This is a genomic window from Gordonia sp. ABKF26 (assembly GCF_041103195.1).
Lineage (GTDB): Bacteria > Actinomycetota > Actinomycetes > Mycobacteriales > Mycobacteriaceae > Gordonia > Gordonia terrae.
In genome coordinates, this window is the sequence record NZ_JBGCVZ010000003.1 from 5,229,377 (window position 1) to 5,249,692 (window position 20,316).

The 20,316-nt window shown below is 68.6% G+C and carries 33 protein-coding genes, 1 tRNA gene and 1 pseudogene; 7 read left to right on the plus strand and 28 right to left on the minus strand.

The annotated features are described in order from the left end of the window. Positions 1–2: 2 nt before the first annotated feature. The 21 genes from AB4Z55_RS24190 to AB4Z55_RS24290 all read right to left on the minus strand — a co-directional run bounded on the left by AB4Z55_RS24190 (position 3) and on the right by AB4Z55_RS24290 (position 8,248). Positions 3–500, minus strand: coding sequence for a hypothetical protein (locus tag AB4Z55_RS24190; protein ID WP_369520784.1), 498 nt, complete (start codon positions 498–500; stop codon positions 3–5). Further along, positions 484–702 carry a hypothetical protein gene (locus tag AB4Z55_RS24195; protein WP_369520785.1) on the minus strand — a complete coding sequence of 73 codons (219 nt, stop codon included), beginning with the start codon at positions 700–702 and terminating at the stop codon, positions 484–486. Before AB4Z55_RS24195 ends, AB4Z55_RS24190 begins: the two co-directional genes overlap by 17 nt. Further along, positions 699–1,007, minus strand: coding sequence for a hypothetical protein (locus AB4Z55_RS24200; protein ID WP_369520786.1), 309 nt, complete (start codon positions 1,005–1,007; stop codon positions 699–701). The genes AB4Z55_RS24195 and AB4Z55_RS24200 overlap by 4 nt, the downstream gene beginning before the upstream one ends. Next, positions 1,004–2,095, minus strand: coding sequence for a recombinase RecT (locus AB4Z55_RS24205; protein WP_369520787.1), 1,092 nt, complete (start codon positions 2,093–2,095; stop codon positions 1,004–1,006). Before AB4Z55_RS24205 ends, AB4Z55_RS24200 begins: the two co-directional genes overlap by 4 nt. Next, positions 2,092–3,021 (minus strand): YqaJ viral recombinase family protein, encoded by a 930-nt coding sequence (locus tag AB4Z55_RS24210; RefSeq protein ID WP_369520788.1) that lies wholly within the window; start codon positions 3,019–3,021, stop codon positions 2,092–2,094. Before AB4Z55_RS24210 ends, AB4Z55_RS24205 begins: the two co-directional genes overlap by 4 nt. After that, a complete protein-coding gene (locus tag AB4Z55_RS24215; protein ID WP_369520789.1) occupies positions 3,021–3,611 on the minus strand; it encodes a hypothetical protein in 591 nt (196 codons plus the stop codon). The genes AB4Z55_RS24210 and AB4Z55_RS24215 overlap by 1 nt, the downstream gene beginning before the upstream one ends. Further along, positions 3,608–3,961 (minus strand): hypothetical protein, encoded by a 354-nt coding sequence (locus AB4Z55_RS24220; protein ID WP_369520790.1) that lies wholly within the window; start codon positions 3,959–3,961, stop codon positions 3,608–3,610. The genes AB4Z55_RS24215 and AB4Z55_RS24220 overlap by 4 nt, the downstream gene beginning before the upstream one ends. Then, positions 3,961–4,329, minus strand: coding sequence for a hypothetical protein (locus tag AB4Z55_RS24225; RefSeq protein WP_369520791.1), 369 nt, complete (start codon positions 4,327–4,329; stop codon positions 3,961–3,963). Before AB4Z55_RS24225 ends, AB4Z55_RS24220 begins: the two co-directional genes overlap by 1 nt. Then, the gene (locus tag AB4Z55_RS24230) at positions 4,326–4,640 is read right to left on the minus strand and encodes a hypothetical protein (protein ID WP_369520792.1); all 315 of its coding nucleotides are present in this window, start codon (positions 4,638–4,640) and stop codon (positions 4,326–4,328) included. The genes AB4Z55_RS24225 and AB4Z55_RS24230 overlap by 4 nt, the downstream gene beginning before the upstream one ends. Continuing rightward, a complete protein-coding gene (locus AB4Z55_RS24235; protein ID WP_369520793.1) occupies positions 4,637–4,825 on the minus strand; it encodes a hypothetical protein in 189 nt (62 codons plus the stop codon). The genes AB4Z55_RS24230 and AB4Z55_RS24235 overlap by 4 nt, the downstream gene beginning before the upstream one ends. Continuing rightward, positions 4,822–5,157: a hypothetical protein gene (locus AB4Z55_RS24240; RefSeq protein ID WP_369520794.1), complete on the minus strand. Its 336-nt coding sequence runs from the start codon at positions 5,155–5,157 to the stop codon at positions 4,822–4,824. The genes AB4Z55_RS24235 and AB4Z55_RS24240 overlap by 4 nt, the downstream gene beginning before the upstream one ends. After that, positions 5,154–5,576, minus strand: a complete 423-nt coding sequence (locus AB4Z55_RS24245) for a hypothetical protein (RefSeq protein WP_369520795.1) — start codon at positions 5,574–5,576, stop codon at positions 5,154–5,156. Before AB4Z55_RS24245 ends, AB4Z55_RS24240 begins: the two co-directional genes overlap by 4 nt. After that, on the minus strand, positions 5,573–5,797 hold the full coding sequence (locus AB4Z55_RS24250; protein WP_369520796.1) for a hypothetical protein: 225 nt from the start codon (positions 5,795–5,797) through the stop codon (positions 5,573–5,575). The genes AB4Z55_RS24245 and AB4Z55_RS24250 overlap by 4 nt, the downstream gene beginning before the upstream one ends. After that, entirely contained in the window at positions 5,794–6,246 is a 453-nt protein-coding gene (locus AB4Z55_RS24255) for a hypothetical protein (RefSeq protein WP_369520797.1), read from the minus strand. Before AB4Z55_RS24255 ends, AB4Z55_RS24250 begins: the two co-directional genes overlap by 4 nt. After that, entirely contained in the window at positions 6,240–6,473 is a 234-nt protein-coding gene (locus AB4Z55_RS24260) for a hypothetical protein (protein ID WP_369520798.1), read from the minus strand. The genes AB4Z55_RS24255 and AB4Z55_RS24260 overlap by 7 nt, the downstream gene beginning before the upstream one ends. Then, positions 6,470–6,772: a hypothetical protein gene (locus AB4Z55_RS24265; RefSeq protein WP_369520799.1), complete on the minus strand. Its 303-nt coding sequence runs from the start codon at positions 6,770–6,772 to the stop codon at positions 6,470–6,472. The genes AB4Z55_RS24260 and AB4Z55_RS24265 overlap by 4 nt, the downstream gene beginning before the upstream one ends. Continuing rightward, on the minus strand, positions 6,769–7,083 hold the full coding sequence (locus AB4Z55_RS24270; RefSeq protein ID WP_074851629.1) for a hypothetical protein: 315 nt from the start codon (positions 7,081–7,083) through the stop codon (positions 6,769–6,771). The genes AB4Z55_RS24265 and AB4Z55_RS24270 overlap by 4 nt, the downstream gene beginning before the upstream one ends. Further along, complete coding sequence (locus tag AB4Z55_RS24275; RefSeq protein ID WP_369520800.1) at positions 7,080–7,262, minus strand: hypothetical protein; 183 nt, start codon at positions 7,260–7,262, stop codon at positions 7,080–7,082. The genes AB4Z55_RS24270 and AB4Z55_RS24275 overlap by 4 nt, the downstream gene beginning before the upstream one ends. Next, positions 7,259–7,768 (minus strand): hypothetical protein, encoded by a 510-nt coding sequence (locus tag AB4Z55_RS24280; protein WP_369520801.1) that lies wholly within the window; start codon positions 7,766–7,768, stop codon positions 7,259–7,261. The genes AB4Z55_RS24275 and AB4Z55_RS24280 overlap by 4 nt, the downstream gene beginning before the upstream one ends. Then, positions 7,765–7,938, minus strand: coding sequence for a hypothetical protein (locus tag AB4Z55_RS24285; RefSeq protein WP_369520802.1), 174 nt, complete (start codon positions 7,936–7,938; stop codon positions 7,765–7,767). Before AB4Z55_RS24285 ends, AB4Z55_RS24280 begins: the two co-directional genes overlap by 4 nt. A 115-nt stretch (positions 7,939–8,053) precedes the next feature. Further along, a complete protein-coding gene (locus AB4Z55_RS24290) occupies positions 8,054–8,248 on the minus strand; it encodes a helix-turn-helix domain-containing protein (RefSeq protein WP_074851633.1) in 195 nt (64 codons plus the stop codon). A gap of 108 nt (positions 8,249–8,356) precedes the next feature. Here AB4Z55_RS24290 and AB4Z55_RS24295 point away from each other — a divergent pair. Further along, positions 8,357–8,533, plus strand: a pseudogene (locus AB4Z55_RS24295) (helix-turn-helix domain-containing protein); the annotation flags it as partial. A gap of 90 nt (positions 8,534–8,623) precedes the next feature. Here AB4Z55_RS24295 and AB4Z55_RS24300 read toward each other — a convergent pair. Both AB4Z55_RS24300 and AB4Z55_RS24305 read right to left on the minus strand, forming a co-directional pair. Further along, a tRNA-Thr gene (locus AB4Z55_RS24300) sits at positions 8,624–8,695 on the minus strand. 68 nt (positions 8,696–8,763) lie between these two features. Next, entirely contained in the window at positions 8,764–9,150 is a 387-nt protein-coding gene (locus AB4Z55_RS24305) for a RidA family protein (RefSeq protein WP_064569118.1), read from the minus strand. 168 nt (positions 9,151–9,318) lie between these two features. Between AB4Z55_RS24305 and AB4Z55_RS24310 the strand changes: the two genes are divergently transcribed. The 4 genes from AB4Z55_RS24310 to otsB all read left to right on the plus strand — a co-directional run bounded on the left by AB4Z55_RS24310 (position 9,319) and on the right by otsB (position 13,463). Continuing rightward, positions 9,319–10,815: a threonine/serine exporter ThrE family protein gene (locus AB4Z55_RS24310; protein WP_010842781.1), complete on the plus strand. Its 1,497-nt coding sequence runs from the start codon at positions 9,319–9,321 to the stop codon at positions 10,813–10,815. Positions 10,816–10,982: 167 nt separating this feature from the next. Further along, on the plus strand, positions 10,983–11,144 hold the full coding sequence (locus AB4Z55_RS24315) for a hypothetical protein (RefSeq protein ID WP_010842782.1): 162 nt from the start codon (positions 10,983–10,985) through the stop codon (positions 11,142–11,144). A 46-nt stretch (positions 11,145–11,190) separates the two neighbouring features. Next, positions 11,191–12,678 carry a trehalose-6-phosphate synthase gene (locus AB4Z55_RS24320; RefSeq protein ID WP_369521056.1) on the plus strand — a complete coding sequence of 496 codons (1,488 nt, stop codon included), beginning with the start codon at positions 11,191–11,193 and terminating at the stop codon, positions 12,676–12,678. After that, positions 12,675–13,463, plus strand: coding sequence for a trehalose-phosphatase (otsB, locus tag AB4Z55_RS24325; protein ID WP_354563359.1), 789 nt, complete (start codon positions 12,675–12,677; stop codon positions 13,461–13,463). The genes AB4Z55_RS24320 and otsB overlap by 4 nt, the downstream gene beginning before the upstream one ends. Here the strand turns inward: otsB and AB4Z55_RS24330 are convergent. The 3 genes from AB4Z55_RS24330 to AB4Z55_RS24340 are packed head-to-tail and all read right to left on the minus strand — an operon-like array spanning position 13,460 to position 16,619. Continuing rightward, on the minus strand, positions 13,460–14,620 hold the full coding sequence (locus AB4Z55_RS24330) for a putative zinc-binding metallopeptidase (protein ID WP_354563357.1): 1,161 nt from the start codon (positions 14,618–14,620) through the stop codon (positions 13,460–13,462). The two genes, otsB and AB4Z55_RS24330, sit on opposite strands and share 4 nt — an antisense overlap. A gap of 5 nt (positions 14,621–14,625) precedes the next feature. Next, positions 14,626–15,435, minus strand: a complete 810-nt coding sequence (locus AB4Z55_RS24335; protein WP_239403379.1) for a transglutaminase family protein — start codon at positions 15,433–15,435, stop codon at positions 14,626–14,628. A 56-nt stretch (positions 15,436–15,491) separates the two neighbouring features. After that, positions 15,492–16,619: an ROK family protein gene (locus AB4Z55_RS24340; protein WP_369520803.1), complete on the minus strand. Its 1,128-nt coding sequence runs from the start codon at positions 16,617–16,619 to the stop codon at positions 15,492–15,494. Between the two features lie 38 nt (positions 16,620–16,657). On the opposite strand from AB4Z55_RS24340, the gene AB4Z55_RS24345 reads away from it, so the two are divergent. Next, on the plus strand, positions 16,658–17,422 hold the full coding sequence (locus AB4Z55_RS24345; RefSeq protein WP_369520804.1) for an SDR family NAD(P)-dependent oxidoreductase: 765 nt from the start codon (positions 16,658–16,660) through the stop codon (positions 17,420–17,422). A gap of 12 nt (positions 17,423–17,434) precedes the next feature. On the opposite strand, the gene AB4Z55_RS24350 is transcribed toward AB4Z55_RS24345, so the two are convergent. Then, positions 17,435–18,691 (minus strand): Ig-like domain-containing protein, encoded by a 1,257-nt coding sequence (locus AB4Z55_RS24350; protein WP_354563375.1) that lies wholly within the window; start codon positions 18,689–18,691, stop codon positions 17,435–17,437. 54 nt (positions 18,692–18,745) lie between these two features. Further along, complete coding sequence (locus AB4Z55_RS24355; protein ID WP_354563352.1) at positions 18,746–19,357, minus strand: XRE family transcriptional regulator; 612 nt, start codon at positions 19,355–19,357, stop codon at positions 18,746–18,748. A gap of 47 nt (positions 19,358–19,404) precedes the next feature. On the opposite strand from AB4Z55_RS24355, the gene AB4Z55_RS24360 reads away from it, so the two are divergent. Further along, positions 19,405–20,316: a class I SAM-dependent methyltransferase gene (locus AB4Z55_RS24360; RefSeq protein WP_354563350.1), complete on the plus strand. Its 912-nt coding sequence runs from the start codon at positions 19,405–19,407 to the stop codon at positions 20,314–20,316.

Here is a 20,316-nt window from a genome sequence, read left to right on the forward strand (position 1 = left end):
GGTCAGTCGTCCTTCTTCTGGTCGGAGAACGCGGGGCGGATGACCTGGCCGCCGTCGGTTTTCGTGTCGACGTCGTCGCCCTGGTTCTCGCCGTCGGCGGGTTCGGCGTTGATGTAGTCGCGGAGCCAGCCGGTGACGACGTCGTCGAGGACTTCGCCGCGTTCGAATGCGGCGTCTTTCGCCGTCTCCCAGAGCCGTTGGTCGGAGACGAAGTCGAACAGACCCTTCGGTCCTTCGTCGACTATCGGGACCTTGCCGCGCTCGTACACCGAGTCGGCGTCGATGTAGTGGACGACCTTGTCCTCGCCGTCCTTCATCGTCTTGTCGTGGATCTCGTGGCACGTGCCCTTGACGATGAGGGTGACGGCTTCGCCCTTGGCGGGTGGGTTGTCGAGTTTCAGCCCGTTGACGCGGATCTTGATGTACTGCCCGTCACTGTCCGGGTCGAGACCTGCGGTGGTGGAGGGAAGTTCGGGTGGCGGTTCAGAAGCGAGGGCCATGGTTGGGCGTTCCTTCCGGGCGGTGGTGGATGGTGTAGTTCGAGTTCGGCAGCGACACGTTGCTGAGGGCGTCGACGAGCGCGAGGATCGCGTAGGAGGTCTGCGCGACGACGAGGTGATAACCCGCCGCGGCGCCGGCGCCCGCAGCCTTCGCGTCGGCGAGTGCCGTCTTCGCGTCGGCGACGTGCTGCTCGGAGCTCACGAGATGAGTCCGCGGTCGTCGATGGTGCCGTCGGCCTTGTGGACAACGAGGCGGACCGCCGTGTCGGCGATGGTGGCGAGGAGCCGGCGGCCGGCGGTGGTGGTGGCGTCGTCGCGCCGTTTGTAGCCGTCCGGGCCGGAACGAGCCTGCACGAGCTTCCCGTTGGGTGACATGAGTTTCCAGTGCCACTTCCCGGACTTCGTCGAGTAGACGACGAGGTCGCGGTCGGGGCGCGCCTTCTTCTTCGGCGCCTGGGCGGTGGCGGCGAACTGCGCGGCGTTCGGTGAGAGTTCGGTGGTGGTCATTTGGCAGGTCCTTCCGTGTCGTGCTCGGTGATGAGGCTCTCGACGGTGTCGATGAGCACCTGGTCTCCGGTTCCGGAGTTCTCTCCCTCGGTAACGAGTTGCTCGAGGGTGGCAATCACGTGATCGGCCTGGTCCGCGGTGAGCGCCGCGGAGGGATCACGGTCGGGCAGGAGCGCGGCGACGACGATCCCGCGGCCGGTGCCGTCGTCGGCGGTGAGTCCTGCGCGGGTGAACAGTTCGTTGACGCGTTGGCCCTGCTCGGCAGTCGGAGAGTTGGGCGACGTCGGCGCGGGTTCGGTTTCCGCGTCGACTACCTGCTCGGATTCCGGTTTCGAAGTCGATTCCGAGGCGTCCTCGTCGGTGACGCCGAGCGCTGCAGCGAGTCCGGCGGCGCCACGGCCGCCTTCCTTCTTCGGTGCCTCATCGACGACCTCGGAGTCGATCACCGTGTGGTGGGCCGCGTCCTCGAACACCACCCCGGAGAATGTGTCGGGGAACGCGTGGCGCCAGGCGGCGGCCTCGGCGCACTTGGCGAGCTGGTTGGCCGGCATCTTCTTCCACATCGAGTTCGGTGACCCGTCGCGGTTTGTCTGGACGTACTCGGAGTAGTTCGCGATGCCGGTATGCCGCTCGCCGTCGCGGATGATGACGAACTTCGCGGCCTGCGGGGGGTTCTTTGTGTCGAGCCACACGTCGACCCAGTCGGTGCCGTTGTGCCAGTACGGGCCGTCCTGGTCGAGCTTGATGCCGAGGGCGTTGACGACGCGGCGGCCGCCGAGCCGGTATCCGTCGATGCCGACCTGGATGGTCCACTTCGTTTCCCACCGTTCGGGTTCCCCGCGGTAGCCGCCGGTCTTCGTCTTGCGGCCGATCATGTAGATCTGCTTCTTGAACGGGTCGAGGCCGGTGCTCTTGGCCTGGTGGAAGAACACCTGCAGGTCCCCGGGCGAGGCGTCCTGCACGCCGAGCTGGGCGAGGGCGGCGACCTGCGCTTCGGTGAACTCGGACTGGCCGGGGGCGATGGCGAGTTCGGAGGTGGGCTGTGTGGCGATCGCGCCCTGCTTGGTGGCGATTTCGGTGCTGCTCATGCTGCGGTGCTCTCCTTCGTGGTGATGCTGTCGGGGTCGGTCTTGGTGATCGGGTAGAGCGAGACGGAGCCACGCTGTCCGGGCTGGCGGCGGGCGATCTTCTGTTCGGGGTGGCCGGCGACGGCGTGCTGCGCGTTGCCCATGGCGTCGAGGACTCGTGTCTTGAGTCCGCGGTGCCGCTTGGTGATCGACTTGAGGTCGGCGTCGGCGGTGAGGAAGTCACGCGCGAGGGCCGGGTCGAGGACCGCGGTCGTCCCGTCGATGTCGGGGTGCATCGCCTTGACCGTCTCGTACGTCGACACCGAGTCGTCCAGGTCCGGGGGCGGGGTCTGCGCGACGATCGACGGCCACATCGCTCCGATGCGCGCGAACATCGCTGCAGCGAGCCGGGGTTCGTAGTCGACGTGGTAGATCTTCGGCATGCCGAACTGGAACCACACGACGATGTCGGCCGGTTCGGACGTCCACCCGGTGATGTGCTGCTGCGCGATCACCTGAGCGGCGTAGTCGGCCGGCACCTCACCAGAGCCGTCGTCGCCCCACTCCTCCTTGTCGCGTGCGGTTTTCACCTCGACGACCTTGCGGGTGCGGCCGCGCGACGCCCGCAGGTCGAGGGTCGCGAGGTTCGGGAACGGCAGAGTGTCGTTGCGGTAGGCGACCTCGCCGCGAGACAGCCGCCACCCGGGATTCTTGAACAGCCAGTACTCGCGGGCAGCGAGCTCGCACGCATGCCCGTAGTCGAAGTCGTCCTGCCTCGCCGCGGCGATCGGCTCCGGCTCGACCAGGCCGGCCATCTCGTGCCACACCGTGTACTGCGAGCGAAACCGGGACACACCGAGCAGCGCGGGGATCTTCGACGGAGACACGACGCGCTGCCACTCCGGGGTGCCGGGGGCGGGCGGGTTCTTCACCTCGATCGCGGTCATCAGTACTCCTCCTCGCGCAGGGTGGTGAGGGCGTCCCACCAGTCGCGGCACCAGCGCGCGTCACCGAGGGCGGTGTGCCGCGGGTACATCGGGTCGCCGTCGGGGGTCACCATGGGCATCACCTGGCCGGCGAGGTCGTCGGAGCGCCACGGGATGTCGACGGGGAGGTTCTCGTATCCGTCGGCCTGGCGTTGCGCGAGGCGGTATCCGAGCGTCATCGCGCTGAGGTCGATCACGCGGTAGTGCCACGACGGCTGCAGGTCCGCCACGTCGAGGAGCCGCTCGAGCATCTTGGCGTCGAACGCGGGGTTGACGCCCACGATGTGCGTACCCGCGAGAGCGGCGTGGATGATGCTGGCGGCACCGGCGCGGGTGTAGACGTACATGTCGGTCGCGGCGCCGAACCGGGCATCGTGGTCGACGCGGAACTTCTCGTCGAGAGTGGCGGCGTGCTCGAAGTTGTGGTCGATGTGGATGTGGACGGTGTGCTCGGTGTCGTCGCTGTATCGGATGATCGCGGCGAACTCCCAGACCTCGGCGCCACGGTCGAGGCCGGTCGTCTCGGTGTCGACGAATGCGTACGTGGTCATCGGGGCACCTCCCCTGCGGCGCGGATCGAGGCGAGGCGTGTGGCGCCGGACTGTTCGGCTTCGGCGACGCGGTCGAGCCAGTCGGCGCGGGCGACGTCCGCGGGGGTGGCCCACCGGTGGTTGAGTGATCGCAGCAGCGTCGACGCGGGTGCGACGTTCCACGACAGGCCACGTTCGAGTGCGGCGCCGAGCTCCAGGACGCCGGCGATCATGGTGTTCGCCTTGCCGTCGAGGATGTGGGGTGCCTTGTTGCCGTACGCCGGTGACACGATCGCGCAGGCGTCGGGGTCGTATTGGGCGAGGGTGACGACGCGTTCGACGACGTCAGCGAGGGTGCGGGGTTCGGTCATCACTCGGCCCTCCCCCGGGCTTCGACCTGGCCGAGGGTGTAGGCGTCGATGTACTTGCGGGACCGGCCCCGGGGCAGCAGGTGGTTGAGGGCGTCCTCGAAGCCGTCGAGGTCGCCGTCGCGCACCTGGTCGACGTACTCGGAGAGGGCGGTGAACGGCAGGGCGAAGATGAGTCCCTCGACGGCGCCGAGTTCGGTTTCTACGGTGACGACCGCGTCGTGGCCGCGGCACCCGGTGTAGAGGTCGTTCACCGACGGGTGATCGACCAGGGTGGTGCGGCGTTCGCTGCACAGCGGGATTGCTGGGCGGGTTTCTCCTGCGGCGATGTCGACAGATGCCTGGGTGATGATCTCCACGCGGACACTCATCGTCGTGCCCGAATCCGGTTGATGCGGCGCGACTTCCGGCCCGCCTTGTTCCGCGCGCGGCGTCGTTCGGTGCGGGCGATCCGCGGGTCCGGGATCACCTCAACGGTGCCGTCGCGGTGGGTGATCACGCGATCGTCGGCGTACCCCTGATAGACGCCCTGCACCATGAAGTAGCCACGGCCCGGGAAGTAGGCGGGCTTCGTCATGCCGTGGAGGATCGCTTCCTCGTACGGGGTGAGGTCGCGGAAGTTGTCGCGCTCGGCGAACTGGCTGCGCTCGGCGGTGGGCTGGTCTGCGGCGGTGGTGTTCACTGGTCGTCGCCTTTCGGGTAGTCGATGGAGATGACGTTCGTTTCGGGGATCTCGGTCCGGGTGCCGTCGTCCTTGTGGATGACGACCCAGCGACCGTCTCGAAGGACGTCGCCGCCGACTTGCACGGCGCGGGCCTCCTGGGTGCGGTTGTCGATGTCCTCGTAGCGGACTCGGCCGAAGGTCATCGGGGCCGTCCTTTCTGGCGGGCGCCGCGCGCGCGGGCACGTTTCCGGAATTCGTCGGCTTTCGGGCACCGAGCCCAGTGCGGGGAGAACACCGGGACGCCGGCGGCGCGCATCCCGGCGGCCTGTCCGGGGGTGACGACGGTCGCGCGGGGCTGCTTCTCGCCGTCCTGCAGCGGCGCGACCGCGAGGTTCCCGTCCGCGGCGGGTTTGTGGTCGACCGGGATCGACCGGCCGTCGCGGGTGACGGCGAAGAAGATGAGTTCTGAGCAGCCGCGGCACCGCTTCAACTGGTTGTGGCCGGGCACGAACACCGTCGAGTTGATCGAGTTCACCGCCGGTCACCGCCGTCAGTCGGGACGTACCGCACGTAGAGGTTCGGGGTGTCGGCGCCGGCCTGGCGTAGCGCCGCTTCGAACCCGCGGGTGAATCCACCGGTGGCGCGTCGCACCTGGTGGCGGAGCGCCGTTGGGGTGGAGTCCTCGGCTCCGGCGGCGTTGTACCGAACCCATCGGCCGGGGTTCTGGCGGCAGAACGAGATCAGTTCTTCGCGGACTGCCGGGATGCCGTGCTGTTTGCTGGGCGGCAGGTCGGCGAGCTCGAATGCGGGGCGCCCGTTGGCGATCCGCAGGTGCCGGTTGCGGTCGACGTCGGGCATGACGTCGTCGGGGTGCGGGGCGCCGCGACGTTCCGCGCGTTGGGCGCGGCGCTCGTCGGTTCCCCATTGCTTGCGGTCGATGTCGGCGAGGCTCACGGCGCCACCTCCGTCGCGAGGTCGTGCCGGCCGACGAGGTACACGAATTCGACGTCGTCGTCGCACCCGTACTCGAGGTGCAGGGTGGGGATGCCGTCCTGGCACGCCCGGTGATAGGCGGCGTAGTCGACGACCGTCCACGACCAGCCCTCGGGGCAGGGCAGAGCTTCCGCCGACTCGAGGAACTTGGTGCGGATCCGAGATCCGACGGCGGAGGTCACGACTCTCCCCCTGCGGATTCCGTGCTCATCTCGTGGCCGTCCTGGTCGGGGCCAGGCGCTGCCGACCATCCAGCGCGTAGTAGCGAGCAGGCTCGGCAATGGTTTCCGTCGAGCACTGACCAGCCGTCGTCAGCGGTGAGTCGCTCGATCGCGGCCTCGGCGGCTGCGTCCGGGCTCGGGGCGGCGAAGGTGAGCGTCACCTCGCGGCCGCAGCCTGAGTCGCAGGCGACCGCGACGCTATGAACGTCCTCGTCACCGCGGTCAGCGGGAGGGCGAGCAGGGACGTCGACGGAGAACGCGGCGAACGCGCCGAGCCCGGTCGCACCGCGGAACTGGACTGTGGCGTCACCCGAGACGCCGCGGTGGCGCGCCTCGGCGACGAACGCAGCGACGTCGTCGAGAGTCGCCTTCGGTCCGCGCAGGATCACGCGGGTCGCGATGTTCACCATTTCCAGGTCCCCCGTTCCATCCGGCCGATGGCGGCGGTGACCGCGGCAGCGAGGGTGTCGGCGGTTTCAGTGATCTCGCCGCGGGTGGCGATGACACTCACCCGGTATTGCGGCAGCGGGAGGGGTTCATCGTTGGAACGCATCCGCGAGATGACGAATCCGCAGATCAACTGGTCGTCGTCGCAGCGCTGATCGAGGGTGTCGAGGAGTGTGGCCGTGTCGTTCATCGGTCCCAGTCCTCTCGGTTCAACCGGTCCCGGGCGGTGTCGATGACGTCGAGGAGTTCACCGTGGACGGAGATGCGTTCGCCGGTGCGCTGGTTGGTGATCGAGATGCGGCGGGCGGGCTTCCCGACGAGCGAGGTCTGGACGATCGCGAAGTCGACGCCCTTGCGGGCGCACGCGTCGCCGAGCTGCTCGATCGCGCGACCGATGGCCTCCCGCCGCTTCGCGATCTGCTCCGAGGTCGGGGTGTCGGCGATGTTCGCCGGGATGTTGGCGCTGTCGTAGCGCGACGCCGAGGTCACTGCGCCGACCCTGACCGGGCGACGATGTAGTCCAGGGCGGTCTGCAACGCGGCGACGACGTTGTCGTCGTGGTAGCGGGTGACCGACAGCGACGCTTTCGGGTCCCGCTGGTCCGGGCCATGGACCGACAGCATGTACTCGTCGCCGTAGTCGCCCTCACGCGTCACGGGGTATCGATTGCTCGGCAGGCCGAGGACGGTGACGGCGGTGACGACCCCGCCCTCGGGGTGGGGCTGGATCGACATGATCACGCTCAGGTCGGGCTGTTGCTGGCGGATGCTGCGGATCAGTTCGACCGCGCCGGCGCTCATCGCTGGCCGCCGAACAGTTCGCTTGGCGGGATCGGCTGGAACGTGCGCTTCGTCATGTCGGCGGAGCGGTCGTAGTCGGCTTCGACGATTCGGTAGTAGGCGCCGTGCAGGTCGGGGCCGACGATCTGTTCCGGGTCGAACTCGGTGCAGTCGCCGCGGTAGTTCATCGTGTTGCTCACTGGTCCACCCGCTCTCCGTGCCGGGATGCCGCTGCGGCGGCGATGAGTGCGCGACCGAGGTCGTCGGACCCTTTCGCGCTGAGGTGTTTCGCGACGCCATTGCCGCAGTCGAGTGAGACCGTGAGGCCGGCGAGCGCTCCGGGATCGACCGTGATGCCCTCCTCCTGGATGAGAAGTCGGGTCTCGTCGGTCAGCTCGCCCAGGTCGATATCGGAGTCGACCTGCCTACCCGGGTGACGGTTGTCGGTGAGGTAGCCGGCCTCGGCGGCGATGGTCATTAGGCCGTCCTCGGCGTGGCCAACAGAGATCATCCGGGCGATCAGGACGTTCGACTGGACGAGTGCGCTCCCCAGGGCAAGGCACAGTTCCTTCATCGACGGCTCACCCATCGCGGAGAGCTGGTCGAAGGTTTTGCCCAGATCGGCGGCGGCTTCGTTGTACTGCTCGACCCGCTGCTCGAGTGTCTTGGTCTGGCCTTGGTAGAGCTTGTGGGCGTTGGTACTCATCGCCGCACCGCCTGGGGGTCGACGATCTCGCCCTTGTGGACAGTCATCGCGTGGGCGTCGACGTCGATTGCGGAGCGGGAGAGGTCGACCAGGATGAGGATTCCTGCGCCGACGAAGAACGCGGTGACGATGCAGAATCCGAGATGGCGGAACACGAAATCGAACAACATTGGGCTGGATTCCCTTCTGAGGGTGGAAATCCCGCCGCCCGGCCTTCCCCATCGAACACGGCCGGACGACGGGGGTCTTATGTGGAGCGGAGCGCGGATGCGCGCTCAGTGGGGCTCATGCCGATTCCGCCCGATCGGTGAGGAGTGCCTCGACGTCGGAGCGACGGAAGCGGCGGTGCCCGGTGGGAGTGCGGGTCGAAGAGATCCGACCGGCTCGTTCCCAGCGTTTCAGCGTGTCGACAGAGATTCCGATGAGGCCGGCGGCTTCACCTACACTGAGCCTGTCGTCCGCAGCATGCTTTGTTTGCATGGGTCTAAACCAAGCATGCTGCGGCAGGTGATGTCAACGACGGCAGGCAATGTGAATCACAGAAATTGAGTATTGCCCCGGTTTGCCTGCGTATGCCATGCTTTGTTCATGACTGCAGACGCACACCACGGGGAACACGTCTTTCCGACGTGGACATTGGGTGACCGCATCCGCAAAACGCGGGCGGTTTCAGGGATGGACCAGCGGGGATTCGCTGACGCGCTCGGAGTAAAGCCAGGATCGCTCGCCGGATGGGAGACTGATCGTCAGCGGCCGCGCGACGTCGTCGCGCTGGCGAAGCGGATCGAAATGATCACCCGCGTCCCGGCCGAATGGGTCCTTGGACTCCGAGACGGCCCGGACGAGGGCGACTCGAGCCCCCTGACGGGTTCGAACCGTCGACCGCTCGCTTACAAGGCGAGTGCTCTACCACTGAGCTAAGGAGGCGCGCGAGCGAGTATATCCGCCGGACCGCCATCCGGTTCACCGGCACCCGGCCGGCCCGGGCCGCCGGATCAGCCCCGGATCGCGGCGACCGCCTCGATCTCCACCAGCTGTTCGTCGTAGGCGAGGACCGAGACGCCCAGCAGGCTGCCTGCCGGCTTGTGGTCGCCGAAGGCCTCGGTCACCGCGTCCCACGCGACCACCAGATCGGCCTGCAGGTGCTCGGCGACGAAGACGGTGATCTTGGCGACGTCGCGCAGTGTGGCGCCGGACTCGACCAGTGCGGCCTCGAGATTCTTCATGCACTGCACGGCCTGTTCGCGAACGTTCCCGGGAGCGACGGTCGCGCCGTCGGCGTCGATGGGCGCCGCGCCGGCGGTGAAGACGAGACTTCCGGGACTCACCGTGGCGCTGCGGGTGTGACCGTCTCGGGGACCGTTGATCTGCACGGAGGACATGCCGCGATCGTAGACGAGCGGCCCCGGCCACCACCGCTGCCGACTCCTGCACCGACCCTGCCCGTGCTGCCCGGACGGTGGAGGTGTATCCAGTCTCCTGTCAGGGTTGAACCGGCCGGGTGTCGGTTACCCCGCGAGCACTCCACCATCGACCCGAGGAGGCCTTGCGTGCGCGAACAGATCGGCCGTGTCCTGCGTCGGCTCAGCGGCAGCCGGCAGGCGACGATCGACACCATCGAACCCGGCAGCATCATGGTGTCGCCGCGCAAGCCGATCGAACCGTTCGACGTCGCGGCCATCACCGAGGTCCTCGACCTCGCCACGAAGATCGGTGCGGTGCTGCTCGACTCGGGCACCGGGGCCATCGACACCCAGACCCAGATCAAGTTCGTCGCCGGCGTCTACGGTCTCGAGGACGTGGACGTCGACGTCACCTACAACACGATCGTGGTGAGCGCCCGGCGCGGCGCGACGCTCCCGCCCATCACGACGATGGAGCAGGTCTACTACCGCTCGATGGACTTCACGCGACTCGCGCAGGTCGACCGGCTCGTCCGTCGGATCCGCGATTCGTTCATCAGTCCGTCCACGGCGCACCAGATGGTCGACGAGATCATCACCGCGCCGCACCCGTATCCGCACTGGCTGGCCACGACCGCCTGGGGGATCATGGCGTCGGGCATCGCGGTGCTGCTCGGTGGCCAGTATCTCGTCGCCGCGCTGGCCTTCGCGACCACCGTGGTGACGGTCAGCATCAACCGCCGCCTCAACCGCATCGGGACCCCCGTCTTCTTCCAGCAGGTCCTCGGCGGGTTCGTGGCCGTCGTCCCCGCCGCCCTCGTCTTCGCCGCGGCCGAACGGCTCGGTGTCCAGATCGCGCCCTCGCAGGTCATCGCGGCCGGCATCGTCGTCCTGCTGTCCGGGCTGTCGCTGGTCGGCTCGGTACAGGACGCGATCACCGGCGCGCCCATCACCGGGGTGGCCCGCTTCTTCGAGTTGCTGCTGATGACCGGCGGAATCATCGCCGGCGTCGGCGTCGCGATCCGAATCCTGGAGGCGGGAGGCATCTACCTCCCGACCATCACCACGACGACCAGCTTCGAGGTCGTCGAACTCCCCATCCGGGTGGTCGCCGGCGCGGTGGCCGCCTGTGCCTATGCGCTGGCCAGCTACGCCGAGACGCGCGCGCTCGGGGTGGCGTTCCTCGGCGGCTTCATCGGCACCGCCGTGGCGGCCGCATCGACCTTCACCGACATCGGCGACGTCATCGCCAACGGCCTCGCGGCGGCGTTCGTCGGCCTGATCGGCGGCCTGCTGGCGCGCCGTGCACTGACGCCGCCGCTCGTCGTGGCGGTGGCCGGCATCACCCCGCTGCTACCGGGTCTCGCGGTGTATCGCGGTCTCTACGGCATCCTCGGCGATCAGACGCTCGACGGCTTCACCTGGATCGCGAACGCGCTGGCCATCGGCTGCGCTCTCGCTGCGGGAGTCACGCTGGGCGAGTTCGTCGCCCGGTCGCTGCGTCGTCCCCAGCTGCCTCCCCGGCCGGACTGGCGACTCCGCCGCCGGATCGCGCTACGCGAGGATCGCGAGGCCCGTCAGGCGCACGCCAACGCCCGCCGGGGCCGACCGAACCGCCGGCGACCACCGACGCCGCGACTCTGACGCGAGGCGGGTGACCGTGAACCCCCGCGACGCCCGGGTAGAATACGTAGTCGGGCGTGTCCTCGGACGGCAGCGTGGCATCACCAGGAGTCCGGGGACGCCGCACCGCCGCGCCGGCTGACATCGCGCGCCGAACGCACACCATGCCGCACAACGAGGGGACTCACATGCCCGCGAAGACGACCGACATCGCCGACGAAGAACTGGAACCCGTGGCCGACGAGACCGCCAACTCGGCGCGCCGCGTCGTCGCCGCGTACGCGACCGACGCCGACGAATGCCGGATGCTGTTCGCCATGCTGGGGATCGCGCCGGGCGAGAACGCCTGACCAGGTGGCTCCGCGAGCAGGAGAAACCCACCCCGACGCCGACGGCGTGACCGGGACCGACCGGAACATCCACGACGGGGCGGAGTTCGTCGTCGTCGCGAACCGTCTGCCCGTCGACAAAGAGGTCCTTCCCGACGGCACCGTCAATTGGAAGCGGAGTCCGGGGGGACTCGTGACCGCGCTCGAGCCGATCCTGCGCGCCAACACCGGGGCATGGGTCGGATGGTCGGGGATTCCCGACTCCGACGACAACCCCGACATCGAGGGCATCGACATCCACGCGGTCCCGCTCTCGACGCAGGAGATCGCCGAGTACTACGAGGGCTTCTCCAACGCCACGCTGTGGCCGCTCTACCACGACGTCATCGTCAAACCCGAGTACCACCGCGAATGGTGGAACGCCTACGTCGAGGTCAACCGGCGGTTCGCCGAGGCGGCGTCGAAGGCCGCCGGCGAGGGCGCGGTCGTCTGGGTGCAGGACTACCAGCTCCAGCTGGTGCCCAAGATGCTGCGGATGCTCCGACCCGATGTGAAGATCGGCTTCTTCCTGCACATCCCGTTCCCGCCGGTCGAACTGTTCATGCAGATGCCGTGGCGGACCGAGATCGTCGAGGGCCTCCTCGGCGCCGACCTCATCGGCTTCCATCTGCCGGGCGGGGCGCAGAACTTCCTCTTTCTGGCCCGGCGCCTCGCCGGTCAGGCGACGAGCAAGGGCACGGTCGGCGTGCGCTCGCGTTTCGGCGTGGTGCAGGTCGGGTTCCGGACCGTGCGCGTCGGCGCGTTCCCCATCTCGATCGAGTCCGGCGAGCTCGACGCCCAGTCCAAGACCCGCAAGATCCGGGAACGGGCCGCCGAGATCCGCCGCGAACTGGGCAATCCGAAGACGATCATGCTCGGCGTCGACCGGCTCGACTACACCAAGGGCATCGACGTCCGGCTCAAGGCCATCTCGGAGCTGCTGGCCGAGAAGCGCCTCGACCCCGCCGACACGGTGATGCTGCAACTCGCGACGCCGAGCCGGGAACGCGTCGACAGCTACAAGCAGATGCGCGCCGGGATCGAGCAGCTCGTCGGGAACATCAACGGCACGTACGCGACCGTGGGACATCCCGTGGTGCAGTACCTGCACCGTCCGGTCCCCCGCGAGGAACTCCTCGCCTTCTTCGTGGCGGCCGACGTCATGCTGGTCACTCCCCTGCGCGACGGCATGAATCTCGTCGCCAAGGAGTACGTCGCCTGCCGGGGCGATCTCGGCGGCGCGCTCGTACTCAGCGAATTCACCGGTGCCGCAGCCGAACTGCGCTCGGCCTATCAGGCCAACCCGTATGACCTCGACGGCGTGAAAGACGCGATCGAGGCCGCCGTCGAACAGAGCGAACACGAGGGCAGGCGGCGGATGCGCGCACTGCGGAGACAGGTCCTCGCACACGATGTCGCGAAGTGGGCGGAGAGCTTCCTCCGCACCCTCGGCGCCGACTCCGACACCGAGCTGTCACCCAACCGGGGTGTTCATCTGGTGGACGAAGCGGAATGAGCGACAACGGGATTCCCGAAGAGCTCACCGAGGCGCTGACGCGGGCCGCCGGCGTGGGGGTGCTGCTCCTGGCCAGCGACTACGACGGATGTGTCTCACCGATCGTCGCGCGTCCCGAGGACGCCGTCCCCGACCCCGCGTCGATCGACGCTCTCGTCGCTGCGGCCGCACTGCCCGACACCGTCGTCGCCGTCGTGTCCGGTCGCGAGCGCGCCGTGCTCGCTGCGCTGTCCGGCCTCGACGCCCCGGTGGTACTGGTCGGCAGCCACGGCAGCGAGTTCGAGTCCGGGTTCGCGGTCGAGATCACCGATGATGCCCGTGCCCTGCTGAACCGGTTGATCGACGAGTTGTCGTCGATCGCCGCCGATTTCCCGGGCAGCACGGTCGAGGTCAAACCGGCCAGCACCGTGTTGCACGTGCGCAACGCGTCGGAGGCCGACGCCGTCGCGGCACTCGACCGTGTCCGGACCGGTCCGGCCTCCTGGCCCGGTGTGCACACCACCGAGGGAAAGGCCGTTCTCGAACTCGCGGTGATCGAGACCAGCAAGGGGCATGCGCTCGACACCCTGCGCGACCGGATCGGCGCCGACGCGGTCATCTACCTCGGTGACGACGTCACCGACGAGAAGGCCTTCGCCCACCTCCGACCGGAGGACGGCGACATCGGCATCAAGGTCGGCGAGGGCGACACCGCCGCGGAGTTCCGCATCGCCGACACCGACGACGTGGCAACAGTTCTCGCGTTCGTGGCCGAACAGCGGGCGCGCACGGCGTCGGTCGGCTAGGGAGCGACGCCCTCCTGGGCCGGCGCCGCGACGAGCGGGTCCGTCGTCACCGCCCGGCGGGCACTCTCGCGGATCACCTCGTGCACGAAACCGAGTTTGCGCACGACCGGCTCGGGGATGGTGAAGGGGTACAGCGGCCGGCGGCCCATCGCCACGTTCACCCGATTCAACATGAGCGACAACCACTTCCAGTCGTAGAGCAACCGTTCGATCGGCTCGTCGGCATACGACCGGAGCGGCACGATGTCACGCTCCATCGTGAACCGGACCTGCTGGGCATCGAGGTTGAGTCCGGATTCCCGTGCGGTGTCGATGGTTCCGGTGATGTGCAGGTAATGCGCGAAACACTCGGCGAAGTCCTCCCACGGGTGCATCGTGGCGTACTCGGAGATGAACGACTCGTGCCAGTTCTCGGGTGCCCCGAACCGGTAGTGCCGCGTGATCGCATCGGCGTAGCTCACGCGCTCGTCGCCGAACAGGTTCCGGCACCGATCGAGATAGCGGTCCGCTCCCGGTCCGGTCTCGACGAGCACGTGTTCGAAGTAGTGTCCCGTCTCGTGCCGGAAGTGACCGAGCATGGTGCGGTACTGCTCGCCGAGATCGACCCGGAGCCGCTCGCGATACGCGTCCTGGGTCTCGGCGAGGTCGATGGTCACCACACCACCCGCGTGGCCGATCATCACCGGCCGGCCGAGCGTCTGGCTCGACAGGAGGTCGAACGCCAGACCACCGTCGGTGCGCCAGAACGGTTCCACCGGTAGACCCAGATCGACGAGCTGATACACCAGCAGCCGCAGATCGAAGGATGCCGACGCGAGCTTCTCGAGTGCGATGGTGTCCTCGGCGTCGGGCTGACGGCGGATCAGGGACTCCGGAAAGCACCGCCCCCGCAGGCCGATGCTGTCATCGGCGACCTCGGCCGGTGTCAGCCAATTACACCGCGTGCGATCCCACAGCGAGCACCGAACCCACCGTTGCTTGTTCGGCCCGCTCGCTCCGCTCCCGGCGCCGGGGCCGTCGATCTCGACCCCGTCCTCGCCGACCACGTACAGCGACCGCGACGGCAGGTGGACGCCGACGGTCGTCCCGCAGTCCGGGCACGTCTGACGGTCGAAGCCCGACAGCGCATTGCAGACCGGGCAGGTGAGCGCGTGCACGCGGCTCAGCCTATCCGGACGCGTGCGATCCCGTCGTCGATCGGGAGCTCGCCGCGCACCGTTGCCGTCACCTCGTAGGAGTTGAGGTTGATCGAACCGCGATGGTTGTCGAGGAATGCGGTGTCGGCGGCATCGCGGCCGGTCGAGATCCGCACGATGCTCTGCCGCGGAGCGAGTCCGGTCGCGTCGACGACCACCCACTCGCCGTCCACGATCGCCTCGGCGACGGCGTGGAAGTCCATCGGCGAACATCCCGGCGCGTACACCGCGACGAGACGCGCGGGGATGTTGAGTGCCCGCAGGAGTGCGACGACCAGATGCGCGTAGTCGCGGCACACACCGGCACCGGCGAGCAATGTGTCGGCGGCACCGTCGATGGGATCGGAGGTCCCCGGGATGTAGCTGAGCCGATCCGACACGTATTCGGTGACCTGTCTCAGGATCTCACCGTCGGGCAGCGACGAGTCGAACTGCCCCGCGGCGAACCCGAAGAATTTGTCGCACTCGGCATATCGGCTGGGGCGCAGGTATGTCGAGCGATCGGCGATGTCGACGGGCAGCGGATCGGCGGGTGTCAGCACCGACGCCCAGTAGTCGATGGTCAGGACGCCCCGCTCGAGTTGCAGGCGGTGGATCCGGGAACCGTGCGGGCCGATGATCTCCTCCGGGGTCACCGACCGTCCGTCGAACTCGAGCTTGAGTTCCTCCTCCAGGTGGAGTCCGGGCACTCGGGCGACGGTGATCTGCATCTCCAGTTCGGTGGGGTCGTCGACCCGCACCTCGAGCCGTGCGGACACATCGCGGGGCAGCGTCATGGACTCACCGTAGGGGATGTGCGCGACGACGGCAGCGGCAGGCGGCCTGGGACCCGCTACAGCGTCGCCATGGCCGCGACCGGGTCCGCGTAGATGACGCTGAGCGCCACCACGACCGCCGCGCTCTCCTGCACGCGCACACCGAATCTCGACGGCGCGATCTCCAGCGGCCAGGTGAGCGTCGTCGCCTCGTCGAAGGCTGCCTGTACCGGGGCGAGCCCATGGGGGTGCGCAGCGAACGCATCGCCCGCGACGACGATGGCATCGGGATTGATCACGTCCCGGATGAGCGCGACCGACTCACCGAGAACGCGGGCCCGCTCGTCGACGATCCGGGCCGACGTGGGACTGATGGCGAGGCGACGCGCCGCGGCCTCGGCGGCGTCGTCGCCGATGACGTTCTGCAACCGGACCCGGGTGAGCCCGGGGGCCAGCACCGGCGCCGTCACCGGCAGATGGGCGATGGTGCCCGCCCCGCGTTCGGGCACATGCACCCGGCCGTCGAGAGTCATTGCCATTCCCGCTGTTTCACGGGCGTAGAAGAAAAGACCGGACCCACCGTCGTCCCGTGGATGCGACAGGAGCAGCTCAGCGGCGGCCATCGCCTCGACGTGCTCGCACACCGATACCGGGGTGCCGAGATGGTCGGCAAGTGTTGCGCCCACGCCGAGTTGATGCCAGCCCAGGACCCGATGGTTCACCACCCCGGTCTCGGCGTCGACCGCACCGCCGACGGCTACCCCGCCCCACAGCAGCCGGCGCCCGCTGAACCGCGCGGCGAGTTCGGCGAGCAGTGCGCTGAGGTGCCGTATGGCGGCTTCCTGGTCCTCCGTCGGCGTCAGCACGGCGTGGCTGTGCAACGTTCGCCCGCCGAGGTCGGCAATGGCGAGCACGGTCCGCCGGGCGCCGATGTGCATGCCGGCGACACACAACGAGTCACGATCGATGGTCAGCGGATTCTTCGGTCGGCCAATGGATTTCGGCACGACCAGATCGGGGCGTTCGACGACGAGACCGTGCGCGGCCAGCGCGTGCACCTGACGGTTGATGGTGGCCGGCGACAGACCCGTCGTCGCGGCCAGCTGATCCCGGGTCACCGGTCCGCCGACCCGGATCGCGTGCAGGACCGCCGCCGCCGGGGTGGAGGTCAGTTGCAGCGCCGCCGGGATCACTCCCCCACGCATGCGAAGAATGTAGCAGCGGTGACCGTAAAGTTGAGCCCATGAGCACCGACACCGCCTCCCAGTCGACGGACAACCGACCGATCGCCGTGGTCACCGGCGCGAGTTCGGGGATCGGCGCGGCCACCGCGCGTCAGCTCGCCACGCAGGGCTATCACGTGGTACTCGGCGCCCGGCGGCTCGATCGGGTGACGGCTCTGGCCGACGAGATCGGGGGCACCGGACGACAACTCGACGTCACCGACGAGGACTCCGTGGCCGCGTTCGTCGCCGGACTCGACACGGTGAACGTGCTCGTGAACAACGCCGGTGGCGCGAAGGGCCTGGACCCGGTGTCGACCGCCGATCTCGACGACTGGCGCTGGATGTGGGAGACCAACGTGCTGGGCAGTCTGCGGGTCACCAAGGCACTGCTTCCCGCTCTCATCGCCTCCGGGGACGGCCTGATCGTCTCGGTCACCTCGATCGCGGCGTTCGAGGCCTACGACAACGGCGCGGGGTACACGTCGGCGAAACACGCCCAGGGTGTCACCCACCGGACACTGCGCTACGAACTGCTCGGGAAGCCGGTACGGCTCACCGAGATCGCCCCGGGCATGGTCGAGACCGACTTCTCCCTCGTCCGTTTCGAGGGCGACCAGGAACGCGCGGACAAGGTCTACGAGGGCCTCACGCCGCTGGTCGCCGAGGACGTGGCCGAGGTCATCGGGTTCGTCGCGTCCCGCCCGCCGCACGTGAACCTGGATCAGATCATCCTCAAGCCACGCGACCAGGCCTCCGCCCGACGGAACATCAAGACGGGCTAGTGGTGTGGCTCGCTAACGCGGTGCCGGGGCGTTCGAGGTGGGCGCCCCGCTGGGGGTCGCGGGCACCGAGGTCTCGCGGACCTCGCCCTTGATGGCCGACATGCCCTGCCACGTCTCCCAGTCGTAGATCCAGTCGTAGATGTCGCCGTCGGCCTCCGACAACGCGATCCGGGTGCCGGTGACCTCCACCGGGTCGCCGTAGACGGCGACCCCGAAGTACCGCTCGGCGTCGGACTCGGACAGGTTGATGCACCCGTTGGTGACATTCGCCGAGCCCTGCACGTTCACGGTCTCGGGGTTGGCGTGGATGAACTCGCCGTTGTTGGAGATCCGCACGGCCCAGCGCTCGCGGATGTTGAAGTAGCCCGCGGCGGGGTTGCTCATGAAGAACTCCTCGTACTTCTCGGTCACCACGTGGATTCCCGAGCGCGTGACGTTCCGGTCCAGGTCGCCGCCGCCGTAGCTGCACGGCAGGCTCATGAGCTCGGCGCCGTCGCGGAGCACGACGATCCGGTGCGAGGACTCCTCGGCCTTCACCACCTGCGCGCGCCCGATGGAGAAGTCGCTGGTGACATCGGCGGCTCCGTAGGCTCCGCCACCGTGGTCGAGCCCGTACAGCTTGGCCGCCATGCTGACCTTGGTGCCGGGCGCATAGTACTCGCGCGGCCGCCAGTGCACGCGGGAGCCGTTGTCTTCCCCCAGCCACGCCCACGACCCCTCGGTCGGCGGGGTGGTGGTGACCGTCAGCGCACGCTCGACGGCCTCTTTGTCCTCGACCGTGCCGTTGAACTTCAGGATGATCGGCGCCGCGATGCCGACCTCCTGCCCGTCGCCGATGTTGACGACGACGTTCACCTGACTCGACGGGGTCAGGGTGGTGAACGACCCGGCGACCGGCACGACCTTGCGATCGACACCCACCGCCGTTCCGCTCCAGGTGTATTCGGTGCCGTAGCCGAGCGGTTCGCCGATCGTGTAGGTCGTCCGGTCGTCCGACAACTGCCCCTTCACCACGACTCCGCGCGGGTTGGTCAGCTTCACGTCGGGGTTCAGGAATCCGTCCGTTGCCTTCACCGAGAACTCGGCGGTCGGGCCGGCCGGTTCGCCGTCGAGTGCCGGGGTGAAGGTCAGGCGGACCGAGGGGTCGGCCGGGGTGTCCTCACCGGGACCGAGGCCGGAGCCCGCGCAGGCCGCCATCGCGACCCCGAGCGCACCGACCCCGGCCGCGGCGAGCACGGAGCGTCGGTTCACCGAGGTCTGAGGAGTCATCACCGCAACAACAGTACCGATGCGGCGGTTCGCATCGGTGGGTTGCGGATCGGGTCACGCTTGAGGGGCACCGGTTTCGTCGGCGTCGCGCGCCCGGGCACCCGTCCGCACGGACGGCAGGTGGGCGCGCTCACCGGCGTGATCCATCATCGACAGCACCTCCGCGGGGCCCTGATACGCGCAGATCGCGTGCGGGATCATCGTCGAGAACTCCGCGGCGTCGCCCTCGGGTACCAGGATCGTACGGTCGCCCAGCCACAGCTTCACTGTTCCGGACAGCACCGTGAACCACTCGTAACCGGGATGGACGCGCAGGTCACCGACGGGCTGCTCGCGGTCGAAGCGCATCTTCGCCACGGTCACGCCCTGCGGCGCGTTCTCGCGGGAGAGCAACCACATCGTCATCCCCTCCACCGTGTGCGGCTGGGGCCGGATGACGACGTCGGTGTCGTCGGCGGGTTCGACCAACTGGTCCAGGGTGGTGCCCAGCGCGCGCGCGATCGGCACGAGCTGGTCGAGAGCGACCCGGCGGTGACCGGTCTCGATCCGGCTGAGGGTGGACGGCGACAAGTAGCACCGGGCGGCGAGGGCATCGAGCGTCCAGCCCCGCGCGATCCGGAGCCCGCGGATGCGCTGACGGACGACTACATCGAGTTCTTGCGTCATTGGCAAGACTGTATGCCATCGGGGCATGATGCCGCTACCGTGGAGTCATGTCCAGCACTCACCACCACCAACCGGCCACCGGACACCACGCTCACGCGAACCACGCCGACCACCACGACCATGCCCGCCTCGCCGCGGTCCTCGACCTCGACGCCGAACTCATGGCCGACCACCTCGACGACGCCGCACGCCTGATCGCGGAGTCGCTGGGGCACGCGCCGGTGCACATCGCGGATCTGGGCGCAGGCACCGGGACCGGGACCGAGGCACTCGCCCGCCACTTCCCGCACGCGCAGATCGTCGCGGTCGACGGCTCGCCCGACATGGTCGCGCTCGTCGATCGCCGGGCGCGGGACGGCGGATTCGACGATCGGGTGACCGCCGTCGTCGCCGATCTCGACGACGGGTTGCCGCCACTCGGATCGCCCGATGTCGTGTGGGCGGCCATGTCGCTGCACCACGTGGCCGATCCGCAGCGCCTGCTGCGAGAGGCTGCGACGTCGCTCGGACCGGACGGGGTCGTCGTGATCACCGAGATGGCAGGGGTCCCGAGTTTCGTCCCTGCACACGAGGACACCGAGCTGAGCGGCCTGCAGGACCGCTGCGGAGCCGCGGCGGCCGGGGCCGGGTGGGAGGCGCTCGTGGACTGGACCGACACGTTCGACGACGCCGGGTACGACGTCCTCCGTTTCGAGACCATCCACGTAGAGCGGAGTGTTTCAGTCGAACGCAGCGACCCGAGTCGGTCGGTGGCCCGCTACGCGCGCCACTGGTTCGCCCAGTTCCGGCACCGGCTGGCCGACTCCCTCGATTCGGCCGACCTGGCCCTGCTCGATCACCTGATCGACGAATCCGATTCCGACGCACAACGTCTGGATGACCTGACCCTGTCCGCCGGGCGGCTCCTCTGGATCGCCCGCCCGCGCACGACCGTGACCCCCCACCCCGAGAGCGAGTGA